Annotated in this window: 20 protein-coding genes and 1 other RNA gene; 16 read left to right on the top strand and 5 right to left on the bottom strand. The window is 45.5% G+C overall.

Annotated features, from left to right (window positions below; genetic code table 11):
• Nucleotides 1–152: 152 nt before the first annotated feature.
• Nucleotides 153–698 carry a flavodoxin family protein gene (locus tag AOT13_RS13920; RefSeq protein WP_013400700.1) on the bottom strand — a complete coding sequence of 182 codons (546 nt, stop codon included), beginning with the start codon at nt 696–698 and terminating at the stop codon, nt 153–155.
• 146 nt (nt 699–844) lie between these two features.
• On the opposite strand from AOT13_RS13920, the gene AOT13_RS13915 reads away from it, so the two are divergent.
• The 14 genes from AOT13_RS13915 (at nt 845) to AOT13_RS13855 (ending at nt 13,409) form a co-directional block, all read left to right on the top strand.
• Entirely contained in the window at nt 845–1,495 is a 651-nt protein-coding gene (locus AOT13_RS13915; RefSeq protein ID WP_003250125.1) for a TetR/AcrR family transcriptional regulator, read from the top strand.
• A gap of 134 nt (nt 1,496–1,629) precedes the next feature.
• The gene (locus AOT13_RS13910) at nt 1,630–2,772 is read left to right on the top strand and encodes an acyl-CoA dehydrogenase (RefSeq protein WP_042385809.1); all 1,143 of its coding nucleotides are present in this window, start codon (nt 1,630–1,632) and stop codon (nt 2,770–2,772) included.
• A 60-nt stretch (nt 2,773–2,832) separates the two neighbouring features.
• Nucleotides 2,833–4,467 carry an AMP-binding protein gene (locus tag AOT13_RS13905; RefSeq protein WP_045844683.1) on the top strand — a complete coding sequence of 545 codons (1,635 nt, stop codon included), beginning with the start codon at nt 2,833–2,835 and terminating at the stop codon, nt 4,465–4,467.
• A 73-nt stretch (nt 4,468–4,540) separates the two neighbouring features.
• A complete protein-coding gene (gene accC, locus AOT13_RS13900) occupies nt 4,541–5,893 on the top strand; it encodes an acetyl-CoA carboxylase biotin carboxylase subunit (protein WP_042385802.1) in 1,353 nt (450 codons plus the stop codon).
• Between the two features lie 21 nt (nt 5,894–5,914).
• Nucleotides 5,915–6,127, top strand: coding sequence for an acetyl-CoA carboxylase biotin carboxyl carrier protein subunit (locus tag AOT13_RS21105; protein ID WP_003250130.1), 213 nt, complete (start codon nt 5,915–5,917; stop codon nt 6,125–6,127).
• Between the two features lie 15 nt (nt 6,128–6,142).
• Nucleotides 6,143–7,042, top strand: coding sequence for a hydroxymethylglutaryl-CoA lyase (locus AOT13_RS13890; protein WP_003250135.1), 900 nt, complete (start codon nt 6,143–6,145; stop codon nt 7,040–7,042).
• A gap of 17 nt (nt 7,043–7,059) precedes the next feature.
• Nucleotides 7,060–7,842 carry an enoyl-CoA hydratase gene (locus AOT13_RS13885; protein ID WP_013876844.1) on the top strand — a complete coding sequence of 261 codons (783 nt, stop codon included), beginning with the start codon at nt 7,060–7,062 and terminating at the stop codon, nt 7,840–7,842.
• A gap of 12 nt (nt 7,843–7,854) precedes the next feature.
• Nucleotides 7,855–9,417, top strand: a complete 1,563-nt coding sequence (locus tag AOT13_RS13880; RefSeq protein WP_013400706.1) for an acyl-CoA carboxylase subunit beta — start codon at nt 7,855–7,857, stop codon at nt 9,415–9,417.
• 77 nt (nt 9,418–9,494) lie between these two features.
• Nucleotides 9,495–9,686, top strand: a non-coding RNA gene (ssrS, locus tag AOT13_RS13875) — 6S RNA.
• 173 nt (nt 9,687–9,859) lie between these two features.
• Entirely contained in the window at nt 9,860–10,300 is a 441-nt protein-coding gene (locus tag AOT13_RS13870) for a MarR family winged helix-turn-helix transcriptional regulator (protein ID WP_003250142.1), read from the top strand.
• Nucleotides 10,301–10,304: 4 nt separating this feature from the next.
• Nucleotides 10,305–10,943: an HlyD family secretion protein gene (locus AOT13_RS13865; protein ID WP_003250143.1), complete on the top strand. Its 639-nt coding sequence runs from the start codon at nt 10,305–10,307 to the stop codon at nt 10,941–10,943.
• 10 nt (nt 10,944–10,953) lie between these two features.
• Nucleotides 10,954–12,651, top strand: coding sequence for a DHA2 family efflux MFS transporter permease subunit (locus AOT13_RS13860; protein WP_042385800.1), 1,698 nt, complete (start codon nt 10,954–10,956; stop codon nt 12,649–12,651).
• Nucleotides 12,652–12,853: 202 nt separating this feature from the next.
• Nucleotides 12,854–13,003: a DUF2639 domain-containing protein gene (locus AOT13_RS19665; protein WP_013400708.1), complete on the top strand. Its 150-nt coding sequence runs from the start codon at nt 12,854–12,856 to the stop codon at nt 13,001–13,003.
• A 190-nt stretch (nt 13,004–13,193) separates the two neighbouring features.
• On the top strand, nt 13,194–13,409 hold the full coding sequence (locus tag AOT13_RS13855; protein WP_003250147.1) for a DUF6501 family protein: 216 nt from the start codon (nt 13,194–13,196) through the stop codon (nt 13,407–13,409).
• Nucleotides 13,410–13,535: 126 nt separating this feature from the next.
• Here the strand turns inward: AOT13_RS13855 and AOT13_RS13850 are convergent, their stop codons facing one another.
• The 4 genes from AOT13_RS13850 to AOT13_RS13835 form a co-directional block, all read right to left on the bottom strand.
• Complete coding sequence (locus AOT13_RS13850; protein ID WP_013400709.1) at nt 13,536–14,747, bottom strand: MFS transporter; 1,212 nt, start codon at nt 14,745–14,747, stop codon at nt 13,536–13,538.
• 168 nt (nt 14,748–14,915) lie between these two features.
• Nucleotides 14,916–16,058 carry a Ger(x)C family spore germination protein gene (locus tag AOT13_RS13845; protein ID WP_013400710.1) on the bottom strand — a complete coding sequence of 381 codons (1,143 nt, stop codon included), beginning with the start codon at nt 16,056–16,058 and terminating at the stop codon, nt 14,916–14,918.
• A complete protein-coding gene (locus tag AOT13_RS13840) occupies nt 16,055–17,581 on the bottom strand; it encodes a spore germination protein (RefSeq protein ID WP_013400711.1) in 1,527 nt (508 codons plus the stop codon). The genes AOT13_RS13845 and AOT13_RS13840 overlap by 4 nt, the downstream gene beginning before the upstream one ends.
• 2 nt (nt 17,582–17,583) lie before the next feature.
• Nucleotides 17,584–18,669, bottom strand: a complete 1,086-nt coding sequence (locus tag AOT13_RS13835) for an endospore germination permease (RefSeq protein ID WP_013400712.1) — start codon at nt 18,667–18,669, stop codon at nt 17,584–17,586.
• A 251-nt stretch (nt 18,670–18,920) separates the two neighbouring features.
• Between AOT13_RS13835 and AOT13_RS13830 the strand changes: the two genes are divergently transcribed.
• On the top strand, nt 18,921–19,853 hold the full coding sequence (locus AOT13_RS13830) for a DMT family transporter (RefSeq protein WP_003250153.1): 933 nt from the start codon (nt 18,921–18,923) through the stop codon (nt 19,851–19,853).
• The gene (locus tag AOT13_RS13825) at nt 19,834–20,757 is read left to right on the top strand and encodes a DMT family transporter (protein WP_013400713.1); all 924 of its coding nucleotides are present in this window, start codon (nt 19,834–19,836) and stop codon (nt 20,755–20,757) included. Before AOT13_RS13830 ends, AOT13_RS13825 begins: the two co-directional genes overlap by 20 nt.
• Nucleotides 20,758–20,900 lie beyond the last annotated feature (143 nt).

Here is a 20,900-nt window from a genome sequence, read left to right as displayed (position 1 = left end):
GGCCCGGAAGCGAACAGTGCCGAATGTGGCAACGATAATCCCGCCTCTAAACGCGTGTTAGAAAAAGCTGGATTTCGACTGAAACACGAAAATGACGGAATGCTTTTTTGGGAGAGGAAAGAAAATTCCCTCCGCATAAAACGGAGGGATTTTTATAACGAGCGGAAAAAAGTGTTCCAGTAATTTGCTTGGCTGATTGCCCGGTTGTCACGCAAAACGTCCCCGGGAGCGTTTCCTTCCCCGATCACATAGCCGATGTATTCAAGACCGATAAATTGGAAGATGTACTGAAACTGTTGAATAAGCGGAAGGCCTTTTATATATGGATCGTCACCGCCGCAAATCACGACAAAGCCTTTTTTCTTTTTCATTTCTTCTTTAAAAGAAAATCGTGTATCCCGCAAGCTTTGTGACCAGCGGTCGATAAATTGTTTCATCTGTCCGCTCATTCCATACCAATAGATGGGTGTCGCAAATACAAGAACATCATGCTGGCGAACAAGTTCAATGATTTGCTCATAATCATCGTCCACTTTCGTAAATCCTGCTGGATCGTGGCGCTTGTCAACGATCGGCTGAATCAAAAAGTCTCTTAGATTGATGCGAGTGCAAGAAACACCTTTCAACATGATGTCTGTCAACTGTTCGGTATTTCCATTTTCTCTTGAGCTGCCATTTAACACTAATATTTTCGCCATCGTATCGTTCCTTTCCTTTTTCATTACATGATTAATGATAAACGACAGTTGACAATTCCGGCAATTATTCCGTATTTTATAATTAAGCAAAAAATATTTTATTTTTCAGAAAATAGTGGTAATATAAATAGCAAAGGAGATTTTCCATGGCAGAAAAACCGCTCAAAGACCGAATTATTGACACCGCTCTTCACCTCTTTGAAAAATATGGGTATCACGGTGTGACCGTTGACCGCATTGTGACGGAAAGCGATACGTCAAAAGGCGGGTTTTACCATAACTTTAAGTCAAAAGACGAGCTGCTTTATCACATTCATGACGTATTTATTACGTATGCTTTGAATAAGGCGCAGGAAGCGTATAAAAATTACACAACCCCGACTGAGCGCTTATATGCCATTATCCAGTCGTTTGTTAAAGTGTTTCATGTATATAAGCCGCATATTACTGTTTTTTATCAGGAAAGCACATATTTAAAGCCGGAATACTCGGAAAAGATCAACCGGAAACGTGACGAGTTCAAACAGATCATTTTCCGCGTCATCCGCGAAGGGATCGAAGCGGGGGAATTCCGTCCTGAACTATCTGTAGAAATTACCGGCATGTCAATTATCGGCATGGTCAACTGGACATATAAATGGTATAACCCAGAAGGTCCGCTTTCGATCGAGCAAATCGCAAAATATTTTGCCGATTTTATTTTGCATGCCGTGCTGAAGGAAGAAATGAAGAACAAACCATCCATTTCTCCATTTTTGCTTTCACCTTTGTTTCATTCGTTTTCGAAGGAGAAATAATGTGTGTGTTTGTAAAGAAACCAACTAGTCGGTCTTAATAGAAACAGAGGTATCTGGCGTCTGTTTCTATTGCTCACAATGAAAACCGACTAGTCGGTTTTAAGATAAATGATCAATCTAATGGGGGAGAGAGAATGAATTTCGCATTAACAAAAGAACAGAAGATGATTCAAGAGATGGTTCGTGATTTTGCCGAGAAGGAAATCGCGCCATACGCGGCGAAATGGGATGAAGAAGCGCATTTCCCTTTTGAAGTGTTTAAGAAGATGGGCAAGTTGGGACTTTTAGGCATTCCGTTTCCAGAAAAATACGGCGGCGCTGGCGGAGATACGATTTCATATGCGATCGCCGTAGAAGAAATCGGCCGCGCATGCGGAGGAACCGGATTGAGTTATGCAGCTGCCGTTTCCCTAGGAGCGAGCCCGATTTATTACTTCGGCACGGAAGAACAAAAGCAAAAATGGCTTGTGCCGATGGCGAAAGGGGAAACGTTGGGAGCGTTTGGCTTGACTGAACCAAACGCTGGATCTGATGCAGGCGGCACGCGCACCACGGCGGTATTGGATGGCGATGAATATGTCATTAACGGGGAAAAGTGCTGGATTACTAACGCCCAATATTCCAGACAAGTGATTGTTACGGCGGTAACGGGAAAAGACGAACGCGGCAAAAATATCATTTCGGCGATTATCGTTCCAACGGATGCACCAGGATTTACGATTCGCTCGAACTACGACAAAATGGGCGTCCGCGCCTCGAACACGTGCGAATTAGTATTTGAAAACGTCCGCGTGCCAAAAGAAAACGTGCTTGGTGATCCGAAAAAAGGGTTTAAACAATTTTTGCACACACTTGATGGCGGCCGCATTTCGATTGCCGCATTGGCGGTTGGTATTGCGCAAGCTGCGTTTGAGAAAGCGCTTCAATATGCGAAAGAGCGCGCCCAATTCGGTCAGACTATTTCGAAATTTCAAGCAATACAGTTTAAGCTTGCCGATATGGCGATGGAAATTGAGCTGGCCCGCAATATGGTGTATAAGGCAGCATGGCTGAAAGATCAAGGGAAACCGTTTACAAAAGAAGCATCGTTTGCGAAACTGTTCGCTTCAGAAATGGGCTTTCGCGTTTGCAATCAGGCCATTCAAATTCACGGCGGTTATGGGTATATGAAAGAGTATGGAGTCGAGCGCCATTTACGCGACATCAAACTGATGGAAATCGGAGAAGGCACGTCAGAAATTCAGCGTCTCGTTATCGCCCGTCAACTTGGATGCTAAATGCAGGGAAACGAGCATATAGTTAGAAAGGAATTGGGACAAAGGGGGAGGAGGCAGTTTATGCTGACGGTCACAGTGGGAAAGCTGCTGGAAGAGAAAGCAAAGCTTCATCCAGAACATGAAGCGGTGGTGTATGCAGACCGCGGTTTAAGAATGACGTACAAACAATTTGACGATTATTGCCGCCTTGTCGCGCGGGGATTTATAGGGCTAGGAATCGAAAAAGGAGAACATGTGGCGATTTGGGCGACCAATGTGCCGGAATGGCTTGCGTGTCAGTTCGCCACAGGAAAAATGGGTGCGGTGCTTGTCACGGTAAATACGAATTACCGCGCGGCAGAGCTGGAATATTTATTAAAACAATCGGATTCAACCACTCTTCTATTAATTGAGCGGTATCGCGATTCCTCTTATATCGACATTCTTTACGAAATTGCCCCGGAGTTGCGTGAATGTAAGCCTGGGCAACTACAGTCAAAACGGCTTCCAAAATTAAAAAACGTCATCGTGATCGGCGATAAGCGCTATCCAGGTGCGTATACGTGGAACGATCTTCTTGCGCTGGCGCACGATGTGACGGAAGAACAGCTTGACGAACAGATGGACTCGCTTGACCCTCATGATGTCATCAACATGCAGTACACCTCAGGCACAACAGGATTCCCAAAAGGCGTCATGCTCACCCACTACAACATTGTCAATAACGCTTACAATATCGCGCAATGTATGAAGCTGACGAAAGAAGACAGGCTTTGCATTCCCGTGCCATTTTTCCATTGTTTTGGATGTGTGCTCGGTACGCTGGCATGCGTCTCGGTCGGCGCGACGATGGTGCCGATTCAGGAATTTAATCCAAAGCAAGTGCTGCAAACGGTTCAAGATGAAAAATGCACCGCACTGCACGGAGTTCCGACAATGTTTATCGCCGAATTAAACGACCCTGATTTTGAAAAATACGATTTGTCATCGCTTCGAACCGGAATTATGGCTGGCTCTCCTTGCCCGATTGAAGTGATGAAAGCGGTCATGGAGAAAATGGGGGCGAAGGAGATTACGATCGCGTACGGGCAAACGGAATCATCGCCGGTGATTACGCAAACGAGAACGGACGATCCGATTCATATTCGCGTCGAAACGGTCGGACGTGCGCTGCCAAATGTGGAAGTAAAAATTGTCGATCCAAGCACGAATAAAGAGGTGCCGCCAGGAGTGCAAGGAGAATTGTGCACGCGCGGCTATCATGTGATGAAAGGCTATTATAAAAATCCGGGAGCAACAAAAGAAGTCATTGATGAAGACGGATGGTTGCACACCGGCGATTTAGCAGTGATGGATGAAAATGGATATTGCCGGATTACGGGACGGCTAAAAGATATGATTATTCGCGGCGGGGAAAATATTTATCCGCGCGAAATCGAGGAGTTTTTATACAAACATCCAAAAATTTTGGATGTCCAAGTCGTTGGCGTGCCGGATGAAAAATATGGGGAAGAAGTGATGGCATGGATTATTTTGAAAGAAGGACAAACGGCAACTGCGGAAGAAATCCGCGAGTTTTGCCGCGGAAAAATTTCGCGCCATAAAATTCCGCGCTATATCGAATTTACCGACTCGTATCCGATGACAGCATCTGGAAAAATCCAAAAATTCAAATTGCGGGAAATGGCGAAGCAACGCCTTGGATTAACGGATTAAACCGTTGCTGCCAAGCGCGCTCTTTCGCGAAGGCACGCCTGGCAGCCCAATAATAACGCAAAGGGTGATCAGGATGTTTACAAAAATATTAATCGCCAATCGCGGGGAAATTGCAGCGCGTGTCATTCGCACGTGCAAAAAGCTGGGAATTCAAACGGCTGCCGTCTATTCGGAAGCAGATGCCGATTCGCTCCATGTACAACTGGCTGATGAAGCGTATCTTATCGGCAAGCCGCGCGTGAGCGAAAGCTATTTAAATATCGAAAAAATCATCGAAGTTGCAAAAATGGCGAAGGCGGAAGCCATTCATCCGGGTTACGGATTGCTGTCGGAAAATCCAGAGTTTGTCCGCCGCTGCGAAGAAGAAGGCATTGTTTTTGTCGGGCCGAAAGCGGATGTGATCGCGAAAATGGGAAGCAAAATTGCAGCGCGGAAAACGATGGAAGAAGCTGGCGTTCCGATCGTTCCCGGCATTTCGTTTCCGCTCAAAGATGTCGATGAAGCGGCGCGAACAGCCGAGCATATCGGTTATCCGGTTATGCTGAAAGCTTCAGCGGGCGGTGGCGGCATCGGCATGCAAATCGTGCGCGATGAAGACGAACTGCGGAAAGCATTTGTTGGCAATCAAAAGAGAGCTGCTTCATTTTTCGGGGACGGGGCAATGTATTTAGAAAAGTATATCGCCAATCCGCGTCATATTGAGATTCAGCTTCTCGCCGACAGACACGGAAACTGCATTTATTTATGGGAACGGGAATGTTCGATTCAGCGCCGCCATCAAAAGGTCGTCGAAGAGGCGCCATCGCCGTTTTTAGACGAAAAAACGCGGCGGAAAATAGGGGAAACCGCTGTCAAGGCTGCCAAACATATCGGCTATACGAACGCCGGAACGATGGAATTTTTAGTCGATGAGCAAAAAAATTTTTACTTTCTTGAAATGAATACAAGATTGCAAGTCGAACACCCGGTAACGGAAGAAATCACCGGCATCGATTTAGTCGAGGAGCAATTGCACATCGCCGCCGGGAAACCGCTTCGTTACAAACAGGAAGACATTCGCCGCGATGGCCATGCGGTGGAAGTGCGCATCTATGCGGAAGACCCGAAAACATTTTTGCCGTCGCCAGGGAAAATCACGGTCTTTGGATTGCCTCAAGGAGAATATGTGCGCAATGAAACAGCAGTGCAAAGCGGCATGACGGTCACGCCGTTTTATGATCCAATGATCGCCAAGCTTATTACGAAAGGAAACAACCGTCAGGAAGCGATCAAGCGCATGCTTGCAGCCTTAGAAAACTATCAAATTGAAGGAATTAAAACAAATATTGCCATGCTCAAAGAGGTGCTTTCCCACCCTGCGTTCCAAGCGGGAGAGACAACGACCAATTTCATTGAAAAATATTTGCAAACCACAACGATACAATAGAAGAAATGGAGGAAGAACACGATGAGTCAAATAGTCGCGTCAATGGCGGGAAATGTATGGAAAATTGCCGTATCGGTAGGAGACAAAGTGGGAGAAGGGCAAGATGTCGTCATTTTAGAGTCGATGAAAATGGAAATTCCGATTGCGGCGGAGTCTTCGGGAGTCGTCAAACACATCTATGTACAGGAAGGGGACTTTGTGAACGAAGGCGATGTGCTTATCGAACTAGAATAAAGAAGGTGGATGATCATGAGCAAATGGCCAAAGCAAGTCATGATTAAAGAAGTCGGCCCGCGCGATGGGTTGCAAAATGAAAAAACGGCAATCCCGACCGAAGATAAAATTGCTTGGATTAATCAATTGTCCCAAACAGGACTCACCTATATTGAAATTACTTCATTCGTCCATCCAAAGTGGGTACCGCAGCTTGCCGATGCGCTGGAAGTGGCAACGAGAATTGAACGGGCGCCCGGAGTGACGTACGCCGCGCTCGTTCCTAATCAAAAAGGATTGGAAAAAGCGCTGGCGGCAGAAGTGGACGAGGTGGCGGTTTTTATGTCAGCGAGCGAAACGCATAACCGCAAAAATATTAATAAGTCGATTGAAGAAACGTTTCCGGTGTTGGAAGAAGTGGTGAAAACGGCAAAACAAGAGGGAAAAACGGTCCGCGGCTACGTATCGACTGCATTTGGCTGCCCATATGAAGGAAATGTTGCGATCGAGCAAGTCATCCGCGTTTCCGAGCGGTTGTTTGCCATGGGAATTGATGAGCTTTCATTAGGCGACACGATCGGCGTTGCCACGCCAAAGCAAGTGCTGGAATTGCTTGAAGCTGTTTTGCAGCGTTTTCCAAAAGAAAAGCTGGCAATGCATTTTCATGATACAAGGGGGACGGCATTGGCCAATATTCTCGTTTCGTTAGAAATGGGGATCACAACATTTGACAGTTCGCTTGGCGGATTAGGAGGCTGTCCGTATGCGCCGGGCGCATCGGGGAATGTAGCGACTGACGATTTAGTCTATATGCTTCACGGCATGGGCATTGCCACCGGAATTGATGTCGAACGATTAACGGCTGCAGCATTGTTCATCCGGGACACAATCGGCCGTCCGCTTTCTAGCCGGTATTTGCAAACAGTTGCACGGTAATCAAAGGGGGAAATACGATGCCATCATTCGTTTCATGCGAATCGCTTGAAAATGGAATTGCACTTGTAATGTTAAATCGCCCAGAAGCAGCAAACGCGCTGTCGCTTACGCTCTTAAATGAGTTGTCCGGGCTTCTTGATGATCTTGCCTTTGATAAGGGCGTTCGCGTTGTCATCATAACGGGAACCGGAGACAAAACGTTTTGCGCCGGAGCGGATTTAAAAGAGCGCGCCGGCATGAGTGAAACGGAAGTACGAAAAACGGTCGCTCTCATTCGTGAAACGATCAATAAGATAGAGCAGCTGCCGCATCCGGTCATCGCCGTATTAAACGGCTCTGCGTTTGGCGGTGGGCTGGAGCTTGCTCTTGCCTGCGATATTCGCATTGCTGCAGATACGGCGCAATTTGGCCTTACAGAAACATCGCTTGGAATCATTCCGGGCGCAGGCGGAACGCAGCGGCTTCCGCGTTTGATTGGAATCGGAAAAGCGAAGGAATTGATTTTTACTGCCAAGCGTATTGCCGCCAAAGAAGCAGAGCAAATCGGCCTTGTCGAATACGCGGTGCCGCGCGCGCAATTAATGGAGAAAGCGCTTGAGATTGCCGGGCAAATCGCCGCCAACGCGCCAATCGCCGTAAAACAGGCGAAACTGGCGGTCAACCGCGGGTTCGATGTCGATTTGGCGACTGGCTTGCGTCTTGAGCAAATGGCATATGAGGTGACCATTCCAACAAAAGACCGCCTGGAAGGATTGCAAGCGTTTAAAGAAAAACGAAAACCGATCTACAAAGGGGAATAGGGGGGAGGAAACATGCAAACGAACGATGTGGTGAACAAACAAAACGGAACACTTACAGAACAATTGCAGGAGCGAGTCAAACAAATTAAACGCGGAGGGGCAGCAAAATATCACGAAAAAAACGCGGCGCAAGGAAAGCTGTTTGTCCGCGACCGCTTAAAATTGTTATTGGATGACGGGCTTGAATTTGAGGACGCGCTCTTTGCCAACTGCCTTGCCGATGGGCTTCCTGCTGATGGCGTGGTGACAGGGGTCGGAAAAATCAACGGCCAGACGGTATGCGTGATGGCGAACGATTCAACGGTGAAAGCGGGGTCTTGGGGAGCCCGGACTGTGGAAAAAATTATTCGCATTCAAGAAACAGCGGACAAACTGCGCTGCCCGATTCTTTATCTCGTCGACTCGGCGGGGGCGCGCATCACGGACCAAATTGAAATGTTCCCAGGCCGGCGCGGCGCGGGCCGCATTTTTTACAATCAAGTCAAATTATCAGGAAAAGTGCCGCAAGTCTGCCTCTTGTTTGGGCCGTCTGCAGCTGGCGGGGCTTATATTCCGGCGTTTTGCGATATTGTCATTATGGTGGAAGGAAACGCCTCGATGTATTTAGGCTCGCCGCGCATGGCGGAAATGGTGATTGGGGAAAAAGTAACGCTCGAAGAAATGGGCGGCGCCCGCATGCATTGCACGATTTCCGGATGCGGGGATGTGCTGGTGAAAACAGAAGAAGAGGCGATTGCCTATGCCCGCCGCTATCTATCCTATTTTCCGGCCAATTACAGCGAGAAGCCGCCAGTAGTGGAGGCGAAGCCGCCAAAAGCGTTTGAAAAAACGATTGAAGATATTCTTCCGGCGAACCAAAACGCCCCGTTTAATATGTACGATCTCATCGAGCGCTTGATCGACGAAGACTCGTTTTGCGAAATTAAGAAGCTGTTTGCGCCGGAAATCATCACCGGGCTGGCCCGTTTAAACGGCCAGCCGATCGGCATTATCGCCAACCAGCCACGCATCAAAGGCGGCGTCTTGTTCCATGATTCCGCCGACAAAGCGGCGAGATTTATCACCCTTTGCGATGCGTTTAACATTCCGCTTCTCTTTTTAGCCGACATTCCAGGTTTTATGATCGGTACGAAAGTGGAGCGTGCCGGCATCATCCGCCACGGAGCGAAAATGATTTCGGCGATGTCGGAAGCGACCGTGCCGAAAATCTCGATCATCGTGCGCAAAGCATACGGCGCCGGGTTGTATGCGATGGCCGGGCCGGCGTTTGAACCGGATTGTTGCTTGGCGTTTCCAAACGCGCAAATCGCCGTCATGGGACCGGAAGCAGCCGTCAACGCCGTCTATGCTAATAAAATTGCGGAGTTGCCAGAAGAAGAGCGCGCGGCTTTTGTCGAACAAAAACGTGAAGAATACCGCCGTGATATCGATATTTACCGGCTTGCGTCGGAAATGGTCGTAGACGGCATTATCGCGCCAAACCATTTGCGCGATGAACTAATCCGCCGTTTTGCTGCGTACATGTCCAAATATATAATGTTCTCGGAAAGGAAACATGGCGTGTATCCAGTTTAAAGATATTGTGGAAAAATGAAAAAGACGTCCACTTGCAAAACGAAAAAAGATTTTGTATTATAATAATCACCAAAAATCATCTGCTGCATTGTGCGTTGAAGAATGAAGTTTCAACCGATGGCAATAGAAAGGGAGTTCTATATCGAAACGGGAATGTCATGCCTCCCTACTTTGGTAGGTTTGAGGACGACAGGAACGTTTCTGCGAACACCCACCTGGTGGAGTGTGGTTGAGAAACTGCATTCAACCAACGGCAAATGCGGCGATGAGTGAAGGAGAATGGAAAAGCCGGTCTCTTTAGGAGACCGGCTTTTCTCATGCCTTTTTATCAAAGGCGAAACAATATAGTTGATTTATCACATAAGCATGTTATAATTGTATTTCGCATAGAAATAATTCGTGTTGGAATTATTTCTATCATACATAATGAGGGGGGAAGTTTGTGGAAACGCTTGGGCGTGAAATTATGTATTCGGTGTTTCGAATGCAAAAAGCGCTGTGCCGGCTCGCCCGCGAAGATGCGGCCCGGGTTGGCATTACAGAAGTGCAGCTGATGATTCTGTACACGTTATGGAAAAGAGAAAATATCCGCTTGAACGATCTGGCGGAAAAATTAAATTTAAGCAACAGCAATGTCAGCAGTACGGTCGACCGTCTTGTCAGCGCCGGGTTGGTGGCACGGGAGACGTCGAAAGAAGACCGCCGTGCTGTGATATTAAGTTTGACGGATAAAGGCAGACAGACGATCAAAGAAGCGTTTAATCACGAATCTATCCTTTTGCAGCGGCTGCGGAAAATCGAGCAAACTATTGATGCGGAGGAAATTTTGCAGCTTCTTTCGCTCCAGCAAAAGATGAAAAATATTTTATTAGGGGAGGAATAAAAAAGTGAACGTAAAAAGATTAATTGTGCTAAATATTATCGTGCTCATTTTACTTGTTGGCGGCGGTTTTGCTGCTTATTATTATGTCAATGAAGTAACCAATTATATAAAAACAGACAATGCTCGCATCGATGGGCAAGCCATTTCGATTTCTTCTCCATATTCTGGAAAATTAACAAGCTGGTCAGGAAACATTGGCAAAACGTTTAATAGCGGTGACCAAATCGGTGAAGTATCCGACGGAAAACATAACATTCCGATCACCGTTCCGCATCATATGACGATCGTCCAACAAAGTGCTGTTCAAAATTCGTTTGTCCCAGCGGGAATGACATTGGCGCGCGGTTATGATTTAGACGATTTATGGGTGACGGCAAACATCGAAGAAACTGATATTGAAGATGTCAAAGTTGGCCAAGATGTCGATATTTATGTGGACGCCTTTCCAGACCGCAAGTTTACGGGGAAAGTAGAGAAGCTTGGATATGCGACTGCCAATACGTTTAGCCTATTGCCAAGTTCCAATAATACGGGCAATTATACGAAAGTGACGCAAGTCATTCCGGTGACGATTTCGATTGACGATGATAACGGGGCGGAGCTAGTGCCAGGAATGAACGTCACTGTTCGCATTCATAAGTAGGTGATTGGCTATGTCAACGTTTTTAACGAGTTATATTATATTTTCCATTTTCGTTCTCGCCATGATGAATGTGATGGCAAGAAGACGGAAAAACGCGCCCGTCCCGCACGATGCGGAAAAAGCAGAACGTTCGAACATAGCTGTTGCAAATCGCCGCGAGGGATCTGCTTTGACGGCAGCGCCTCCGCGCCAAGCGGGATTAGAAAACATTGGCGACAGTCGGGCTAAAGTAGTGGCTACCATTATGCTTGGAGCATTTGTGGCGATTTTGAATCAGACGCTCATTAACGTCGCGCTTCCGCATATGATGAATGATTTTAACGTGGAAACGTCGACGATTCAGTGGCTTGTTACAGGATACATGCTCATTAACGGCGTATTGATTCCGATCAGCCCTTTTTTGATTGCCAAGTTTCCTGCGAAAAAATTGTTTCTTTCGGGGATGGCATTTTTTGCAATCGGCACCTTTATTTGTTCGGCCGCCCCTTCTTTCGCCATCATGCTGACCGGCCGCCTTATCCAAGCGATCGGTGCAGGAATTATTATGCAATTAATGATGGTCATTATGTTAAATATTTTTCCGCCAGAAAAACGCGGAGTTGCGATGGGAACGGTCGGGATCGCCATGATGTTTGCGCCGGCCGTCGGCCCGACATTATCCGGATGGATCGTTGAACACTATTCATGGCGCCTCTTATTCTATGTCGTATTGCCGATTGCGATTATTGATATTGTGCTCGCTTTTCTTTGGCTAAAAGATACATCGAGAACAGATGCTCCGACATTGGATCTGCGCGGAGCGATTTATTCGACGATCGGTTTTGGCGGCGTGCTATACGGATTTAGCGAAGCGGGAAGCAACGGCTGGGGGCAAACGAACGTTGTCGTGTCGATTATCATCGGCGCCGTATTCCTGATTTTATTTACGTGGCGTTCATTGACAGTCGAAAACCCAATTTTAAACTTTCGCGTGTTTAAATATAATGTCTTTACATTATCGACCATTATTGGCTGTGTCATCAATATGGCGCTGTTTGCGGCGATGGTGCTGCTTCCGGTCTATTTGCAAAACTTACGCGGCTTTACGCCGCTGGACGCCGGTTTGCTGCTCTTGCCCGGCGCAATTGTGATGGCCATCATGTCGCCGATTGCCGGCTGGATCTTTGACCGCATTGGCGCGCGGATGCTTGCGATAGTCGGTCTTGTCATTACGGTCGTGACCACATGGGAGTTCAGCAAGCTGACGATGGATACGCCATATAGCCATATTTTGATGTTATACATTTTCCGCATGTTTGGCATGTCGATGTTAGGAATGCCGATTATGACGGAAGGGCTTAACGCATTGCCGCGCCATTTATACAGCCATGGCACGGCGATGGCAAATACATTGCGGCAAGTCGCCGCTTCGCTTGGCACGGCATTTCTCGTTACGGTGATGTCAAACCGTTCGAAGTTCCATGCAGAAAGTTATCGCAACGTGATGACGGAAAATAATCCATTTTTTGCAGATATAGTAGCGCAGCTAAAACAAGCGATTCCAAGTGATGAAGCAATCGCACAGCTTTTATACGGCATCGTGCAGCAACGTTCCGCGATAGAAGGCATTAACGACGCGTTTTTTGTCGCGACAGGGCTCGCGTTTCTCGCGCTGATTTTATCGTTTTTCTTAAAAGGGAAAAAACGAAACGCTCCGTCTTCTTCCTAAACATGATAACCACCTTTTCCCAGTGGAAAGGGTGGTTTTTCTTATAGCTTGAGAAAGTTCGCGAAAAACGCGCTGCTTCCCGGAAAGAAAGTTAGCCGGAAAAAACCAGATCGGGATCATTGGCTATGCTTCGCTTTTTCGTTCTGTTTTTCCATTTTCACGTATATACATGAAGAGAAGTAACAAAAAGGGGGAGAGTTTGATGGCTTACTTCGGCTCGAAAGGATGGCTCGTCCAACAATTAAAAGAGGCGGGAATTCGTTGGCATCCTATGGAAAGGAAAAAAATTGAAACATATAAAGCGGCGATTTTATACGGACTGTACCAAAAATACGTCAAGAAAATCCGCTAACTGTCGCGTTCCGTTTGTTTTGGCATGATGGCAAAAGAAGGGGATTGCAGGCAGAAAAGATATCTGTCGGCACGATGGCCGAATGTCTGAGATACAAAAAAGCAAAAGGATATCGCCGAGGCATATTGCGTCCACATCGAAATGCCGCTAAAATGGGAATAGTATGAGGACAGGCAAAGGAGAGTGGAACATGATTCATTACACTTGGTTGAACCGCCCAACGTTAAAAAAAGTGAAATGTGTACATACAAACGCGGAAAAATATATCGTTGACCATGTGCTGACGCCAGGGAAAACATATGAAGTGAAAAACGAAACAGAAGAATTTTATTTTATTATTGATAACACCGGGAAAATCGGCGGGTTTTATAAAGACTATTTCGAGGAAGTGCAAGAGGCGAAGTAAGAGCAGGCCAATTCAATCCGTCATGTTCTGTACACCGCGAATAATGGTAACATGGACATTGTCCGATGAATGTTTCAAATGTATGAAGGCTGTCTTCGTTTTTTAGCGAAGACAGCCTTTTCGCGCCTATTGGGAAGCGGACGATTTTTCTTTCGGCAGCCACCATGTGAGCGCCCCAAACAGCGGGAGAAAACTGCACAATATCATAAGAATATTCAAATTATATAAGTCAGCAATTTTTCCAAGAACAACGGCTCCGAGCGCTCCCATCCCAAACGCAAGGCCGACGATCAGCCCCGACGCCATGCCGACATTTCCGGGAAGCAGTTCTTGGGCATACACGACAAATGTGGAAAAACTTAATGATAAAATGAACCCAGCAAGAAAAACGACAGGCAGCACCCATACAAGCGGAAGATATGGAAGCATGAGGGAAAACGGTGCCGTGCCGAGCGTCGAAAATAACATTAAATTTCGTTTTCCGAACCGATCCGCCAGCGGTCCGCCTACAAATGTGCCGATGGCTCCGGCGATCATAAACACAAACAAATAAACTTGTGCTTCTTGAATCGGCACATGATAGTGTTTCATTAAATAAAATTGATAATAATTAGAAATTCCGGCAGAGTACCATGACCGCGCAAACACTACAAAAATTAATAGTGTTAAGGCGAACATAATATTTCGGTGGTTTTTCACACCGCTTTTTCCTGATTTGCCTTGTTTCTGCATCGTTCCGTATTCTTTAAGACGGAGCGAATACCATCGCGACACACGAAACAAAAGAACGATGCCCAGCGCAGCAATCATGGTGAACCAAACGGCGCCTTTTTGCCCAAACGGGACAAAAATGAGTGCCGTAAATAGTGGAGCAAGGGCATTTCCCGTATTCCCGCCCACTTGGTAAATAGATTGGGCAAATCCTCTTCTCGTCCCTGCAGCAAAATATACAACGCGTGAGCCTTCCGGATGAAAAATCGCTGAGCCAAACCCAACAAACAAGACGGATAATAAGACAAAGAAGAAATGCGGTGCAAACGCAAGTCCTATCATGCCAAGCAAGCTTGATGCCATCCCAAGCGGAAGAAAGTAAGGAGAAGGGGTCCGGTCCGTAAAAAAGCCGACAACCGGTTGCATCACCGAGGAAGTCATATTTAAGGTAAACGCGATCCAGCCGATTTGGGTGTACGATAAATTCATCGATGTTTCTAAAATCGGAAACAATGCCGGAATGACCGCTTGCATCGAGTCGTTCAACAGATGCCCCACACTAATGGCGATTAAGATAGGATATACGGTTGTTTGCACTCCCGCGACACGTTGGACGTTTACTTGCATTTCTCCATCCCCCTTATCGTCTTCAAAAAAAATCCCCTCCGCTTGACGCGAAGGGAACCATTTATTCTTTGTTTCCATTATAGCCCATTGGATGATGGTTGCAATAAAAAATTTTTTATAAACAGCATTTTTGATTGATGGAGCGGCAAAAGATGATGATATGTGTTGTCACCGCAATTTTTCCTTTCCAGATGTATTAATGGAGATTTTGACGTTAATCTTTTTTAACGTTTCATCTGTTAATGGAATCTTTCCGTTTTTGGAAAACTTCTTCCAATCTTTTGGGTTTTGGCGGTACAACGTTTCCGAAAGGTTAAGGATATCGATATTGTATTTTAACCCTAATTTGTAGAGGCTTCTTATTTCCTCTTCTACTGTTTTTTGCGCTAGGCGGATTAGCTGTTTTTCCGTTAACTTTTCCCTTAACTCAATCACATTCCCACTGATGGATACGTCTATGTTAAATACGGGAGTATTTCCGTTACGTTGGTAGGAAATTTTTGACTCCGGATGAAGAACGGTGATCGATGCGGCTACTTTATTGCTTTTTTTCACATAAATAGTGACCCTGCTTTTTTCTTTTTCCAGCCATCTCATTCCAAGCAACTTAGAGCGATCAAAACATTTTTGAAGTTCATAATCGTTTATAAAGCACATTCCTTTTAAATTTAACATCAGCTTTTTTTCTTCATCTTCCTGCCAATTGTGTGCCGCAATGTTGAGATAGGGAAGTTGCCCTGTTTTGGAAGGCTCATGGATGTCAGCTACAAAGCGATTTAAGCGGATCGGCCGAATAAATGAACTTTGCTGAAAACTCTCTTCAGGACTGGCTAATAAAGAATAGTATGGGGATGTATGCAAAATTGGTGCGGAACTAAAGAAAAGTTTAGTTAACGGTTCATCTGTCGCATACACCCATATTGTATTCCTGATTTCGTTATATCGGTCTAAAACGTCTAAGACGTCTTCTAATACTACTTTCTTCAAGGCTCTTTTTGTAAACACAATACTTTTCACATGCGCCCATGACACCATTCGTTGAATAGAAGAATACAGATTATCGGTGGCGATATTAAACGTTTCGCCTTTGGCTTTTCCAACGGCAATGCCCGATTTTTCCTTGGCGCCTCCGCTCTCGACTTTCGCTAATCCGGTAAAGCTAGTGAGGGCCACATAAACGATAAACTGATCATCCTTATAATCAACACCGATAACACCAACATAAAAAAGATGATCAATATTTTGTGCTCCCCAGCATCCTGCCAACAAAAAGATAGAGAGGATCAAGGGAAAGGCTGTTTTGCGTTTCAATTTGCTTCCCCCCTTGGGGTATCATCTTTCGGTTTTACCAATCCCGCTCTTTTTTTGAATATTTTCCAGCCATTCGGAATTAAGATTTTGAAAATATCCATGGTTGGAGGAGAGAGCGGAGTAAGATACGGGATTCCAAATGTTTTTAAATTCACTACATATGTCAAAAGGAAAAATAAAGAAGCGATAAACCCAAATAACCCTAATACAGAAGAAGCAGCTAAAACAATAAAACGCAATAACGTCACAGTTCCTGACAAATTTTGATTCACTAACGTAAACGCAGCGATAACGGAAATGGCGGCAACGACAAGGCTTCCCGGTGTAAATAAGCCAGCGTTGACCGCTGATTGTCCGATAATCAATCCGCCGACAACTGATAACGTTTGCCCGATCGCTAACGGCAGGCGCATGCCCGCTTCTTTAAAGATTTCGAATAACACGACCATGATAAACATTTCCAGTGGGACAGGCAGCGGCACTCCCTGTCTGGACAGCACAACTGTTCCTAAGAGAGTGAATGGTATTTCTCCAGGATGGAACGATAATAAGGCGGTCCAAAATCCGGGCAAATAAATAGCCAACGAAATTCCCATGAAGCGAAGGAGTCTCTGAAAAACGACAAAGATAGGTGTTGTAACGTTATCTTCCGATGTATTCAGCAAAAACATTAAGTTTCCCGGACCGATGATGACGGTGGGCGCCCCGTCTATCAAGATGACAAATCTTCCATTCAATAAACTATTTGCCGCAAAATCTGGGCGTCCTGTGTAGGCAAACAAAGGAAACAGCGAGAAACGTTTATCGCCAATCAGTTCTTCCAACTGATTGGTGCTCATAATGGAATCAATATTTAACTGCAAAATTCTTTTTTTCACTTCATGAATCATTTCGCGATTTGCGATGTCATCGATATACATTAATCCCACTCTTGTTTGGCTTCTTGTTCCGACGATAAATTGTTCGTAGCAGAGCTTATAAGATTTTATCCGCTTGCGGATGAGTGCGACGTTTTTCGAAATTTCCTCAATAAAGCCATCTTTCGGACCGCGGATGGATACCTCCGTATTTGGTTCTTCCGGATCGCGGTTCGGCGGATTGGCAAGCGTGAGGGAATATAAAACATCGGCTTTCTGAAAATAGACTAATAAATCGCCGCTAAAGAGATGATAGTCCAGATCATCGATAAGCACTTCTTTTCCAAGCAACTCCATTGGCAGCAGTTTGTTTGCTTCAATTTCATCCACGGAATGGCAAGGATATTGACGGCACATTTCGTGAAACATCGGAAATATCACTTGTCTCATCTGTTGGGTGTCACACAGCTCCTCGCAATAGGCGAACACTAAGGTGAGCGCGCTGCTAGCGGTTTCGTCGGGTTGAATCGTCGCAGTAAGAATTGCGACATCTTTACAACGAGAAAAATGATCGCGCAAAGTTTGCTCGGAAATGATGAGCGTCTCCAAACTGCTATGATCATTGGCGTTATTTCTGTTTTGCGGGGCTCTAATAGGAATTGGCATGATTATGCTCTCCTCTTTTTGACATATGTAATGAGTGACAACATCCCAACGAATAAAGAGAGAAAAAAAATGAGCAATAATGAAAACGGCAAAACCAATTGATATAATAAGCTTAAAAATTTATCGTCGCTGATCGGAATCAATGATAATAAGAAAACGGTGATATAAATTATGATTAACATCCATAATCGCGTTTTTTTGTTCGTTATATGAAACAGCTCTGGTATAAGCGCAGTAGCCAGGGAAATTCGGATAAACGCTCCGGCCATCCATTGATAAACGGCAAGAAAATCAAGATATTCAATATATGTTCCCAAGCTGATTAACCGCCATCCTTCAAAGGCCGGGTAACGCAAGTCCATCGCTTCTTTCGGCCCGAATTCCATGATCGCGCCAATCGTCGGGCCAATGCTTAAACTTGCTGCGAGAAAACTAATGATGAACAGCGTTTTAAAAGAAAAACGGGCTTGAAGATGATGTTGCAAAAACAAAATAAGAAAAATTTCCATACATCCGGCACCGGCATAAATCATTCCTTTGAAAACAGGGGCAAAGCCATTCGCCATGATTGGCTTTAATAAGGAATAATCTTTGTGCGGCGCCGTCGCGATCGCCACTAAAATCCCAAAAAGAAAAGCGAATGGTAAAAGGATGACAGCTGTCTTTGCAATGGATGGTATGCCATAGTAGGCGTTATAAAAGCACATGACGGTTAAAATGAACAAAATGGCCCAATCAGGTGAGCGCGTTAAGTAAGTAGTAGTAGTAAACGTAACCGTGTCGCTGAGTGTCACATAGCTGATCACCAGTAATAATAAACTTCCAAGAATGGCGACGAAATATGCAATGGCGCTGTTAAATTCTGTTTTTAACCATAAAAACAAATTCATTTGCTTGGATTGTTTCATGATAAAATACAAGAGTGGAAGCCATAATGGCAATACGCCAAGGGCAATGATTGTCGAAATCCATGCATCACGGCCGGCTGCGTCTAATAGCAGCGGGACGACGATGACGTGATTCATTAGCCCGATGAATAACATAAACATGCAAATTAATTGAATGGTATTTAACGGAGTGCTATTCACAACAGATCCCTTTCTTTAAGAGAGTGGCCAATCTCACCACTATTTTTTCCAAAAGCGGAATGTCTATTCTTTTTTAAAACATTCGTAATATACAAAAAATATAATGTACATTTGGCGATCATCTGATACAATGGAATAAAATGAATAGTTATAAAAAAATGGCGAATAAGGAGAGAAAAAAGCGGCTTAATCGCCGTGCTTCTTCCTAGGGAGGATGTTTTACCCTCTATGAAGCTGGAGGATTGTCTTCAATGAAAAATACGTTGTTCGGCTCCTTCTTTTTATCACTAGCAGCCAGTATTTGGGGTGGAATGTATGTTGTCAGCAAATATGTCCTTGATTTCATCCCGCCGTTTACGCTAGTGTGGCTTCGCTATGCCATCGCGTTTATTGTTTTATTCGGGGTATTGAAATTTCACGAGCATAAAACGAAAATGAGGCTATCCATTCGCAAACAGGATTGGCTTTTGCTAGGGTGGATCGGTTTTATCGGTTATTTTGTTTCGATATCATTGCAATTTACCGGAACAAAATTATCCGATGCACATACAGGGGCGTTAATCACGTCGGCAACGCCGGCGTTTATTGTTTTGTTTGCCAGATTTGTCTTAAATGAGCCGATCACCTTGAAAAAAGCGGTCGCTCTTTTGCTGGCTTCCATCGGGGTTGTCATCGTCATCGGTTTGGACGATCGCGGAGGGCAGTCATTTTCGGGAAATATGATGCTCGTTGGGGCGGCGCTGACATGGGCGCTTTTATCGGTGTACGTGAAAGTGGCTTCGGCTCGCTTTTCGGCATTGGTGATCACGACATATGCTATTTTGTTTGCCTTATTATTCACTACTCCGGTTATGCTGTGGGAGCTGCATGAACCATTTGTCTCTCTTCCCGACATGATCGTCGTATTTGGGGTCCTTTACCTTGGGATTATTTCGACCGCTGGGGCGTTTTTTCTCTGGAATAAAGGAATGGAAATGATGGATGCCGGGATTGGCTCATTATTTTTCTTTTTTCAGCCGCTCGTCGGCGCTGTGTTTGGCTTTTTGTTTTTACAGGAACAGATAACCGCTTCGTTTTATTTAGGCGGATTGCTGATTATCATAGGGGTGTTTATTGCCGTTATGCCTCCTATCCATCAACGCCAGCCAAAAGAAGGGGAGAATCATGACCGTTCAAGTTTCTAACCGAGCCAAAGGATTAATGATGGTTATCACTGGCGCGGCGCTTTGGGGATTATCGGGAATAGCGGCGCAAGTGTTATTTCAGGAAAAGCAAATAACCGCACAATGGCTTGTCGTTGTGCGAATGATGATGGCGGGAAGCGCGCTGCTGTTGTTTGCTGTATGCAAATGGATGACTATATTTTCGATCTGGAGAGATGGAAAAAGTATCGTACGCTTATTGTTGTTTGGATTGATCGGCATGCTTGGAGTGCAATATACCTATTTTGCGTCGATCGCCACGGGCAATGCCGCTATCGCGACATTATTGCAATATTTAGCTCCTGTCTATGTCGTGTTATACGACATAGTGGCGAAAAGGCATCGCCCGGCGAAAGAGGTAATGCTTGCGGTTATATTGGCTCTTTTGGGAACTTTTCTCTTAATTACAAACGGCTCCACCGGAGAATTAAAAGTGCCATTGGCCTCCGTCGGTTGGGGAATTCTTTCCGGGATTGCCTTGGCATTTTATACGTTATCTTCAGCGCAGATGCTGAAAAAGTGGGATTCGATTATCATTGTCGGCTGGGGAATGGTCATCGGAGGGGGAGGCATGTGTCTCGTTTTTCCTCCTTTTCCGCTACCGGAAGCGGTGCGCTGGGATGAGGAGACGTGGCTGCTTATCTTGTTTGTGGTTGTATTTGGCACTTTATTTGCCTTTTTATTATTTGTCGAAAGCATCCGCTACTTATCACCGGCTGAATCGAGCGTATTATCCAGCGTTGAACCGCTGTCTTCCATCATCGCCTCGATTGCTTTTTTGCATGTCCCGTTTAGCCTGTTTCAGGCCATCGGAGCCGTTTGCGTGATTGCGACCGTTTTTTTGCTATCTTCAAAAAAAGAGAAGCAGCTCTCGCAGCCGACTTGATAATTAATATGGATGGTTGACGGAACAAGCAGGGACATCACAAATGTGCGCGAGAGGAGCGGTGGTGAAGGGCAAAGAAGAGTGGCTTAAAAGAAGGCGGATTATTTTATGCAAATGAAAAAGAGGGCAGACAGCCCTCTTTT

The organism is Parageobacillus thermoglucosidasius (assembly GCF_001295365.1).
In the GTDB taxonomy this organism is placed as follows: Bacteria; Bacillota; Bacilli; order Bacillales; family Anoxybacillaceae; genus Parageobacillus; species Parageobacillus thermoglucosidasius.
The sequence above is the reverse complement of the archived record's forward strand: the minus strand, read 5'-3'. Positions and strand labels throughout refer to the sequence as shown.

Coding starts and splice junctions, on each gene's coding strand:
- AOT13_RS13840 (WP_013400711.1), bottom strand. CDS start 17,581: ATGCCAATTCCTATTAGAGCCCCGCAAAACAGAAATAACGCCAATGAT.
- AOT13_RS13825 (WP_013400713.1), top strand. CDS start 19,834: ATGACCGTTCAAGTTTCTAACCGAGCCAAAGGATTAATGATGGTTATC.
- AOT13_RS13910 (WP_042385809.1), top strand. CDS start 1,630: ATGAATTTCGCATTAACAAAAGAACAGAAGATGATTCAAGAGATGGTT.
- AOT13_RS13850 (WP_013400709.1), bottom strand. CDS start 14,747: ATGCAAGTAAACGTCCAACGTGTCGCGGGAGTGCAAACAACCGTATAT.
- AOT13_RS19665 (WP_013400708.1), top strand. CDS start 12,854: ATGGCTTACTTCGGCTCGAAAGGATGGCTCGTCCAACAATTAAAAGAG.
- AOT13_RS13880 (WP_013400706.1), top strand. CDS start 7,855: ATGCAAACGAACGATGTGGTGAACAAACAAAACGGAACACTTACAGAA.
- AOT13_RS13885 (WP_013876844.1), top strand. CDS start 7,060: ATGCCATCATTCGTTTCATGCGAATCGCTTGAAAATGGAATTGCACTT.
- AOT13_RS21105 (WP_003250130.1), top strand. CDS start 5,915: ATGAGTCAAATAGTCGCGTCAATGGCGGGAAATGTATGGAAAATTGCC.
- AOT13_RS13920 (WP_013400700.1), bottom strand. CDS start 698: ATGGCGAAAATATTAGTGTTAAATGGCAGCTCAAGAGAAAATGGAAAT.
- AOT13_RS13905 (WP_045844683.1), top strand. CDS start 2,833: ATGCTGACGGTCACAGTGGGAAAGCTGCTGGAAGAGAAAGCAAAGCTT.
- AOT13_RS13915 (WP_003250125.1), top strand. CDS start 845: ATGGCAGAAAAACCGCTCAAAGACCGAATTATTGACACCGCTCTTCAC.
- AOT13_RS13890 (WP_003250135.1), top strand. CDS start 6,143: ATGAGCAAATGGCCAAAGCAAGTCATGATTAAAGAAGTCGGCCCGCGC.
- AOT13_RS13830 (WP_003250153.1), top strand. CDS start 18,921: ATGAAAAATACGTTGTTCGGCTCCTTCTTTTTATCACTAGCAGCCAGT.
- AOT13_RS13860 (WP_042385800.1), top strand. CDS start 10,954: ATGTCAACGTTTTTAACGAGTTATATTATATTTTCCATTTTCGTTCTC.
- AOT13_RS13855 (WP_003250147.1), top strand. CDS start 13,194: ATGATTCATTACACTTGGTTGAACCGCCCAACGTTAAAAAAAGTGAAA.
- accC (WP_042385802.1), top strand. CDS start 4,541: ATGTTTACAAAAATATTAATCGCCAATCGCGGGGAAATTGCAGCGCGT.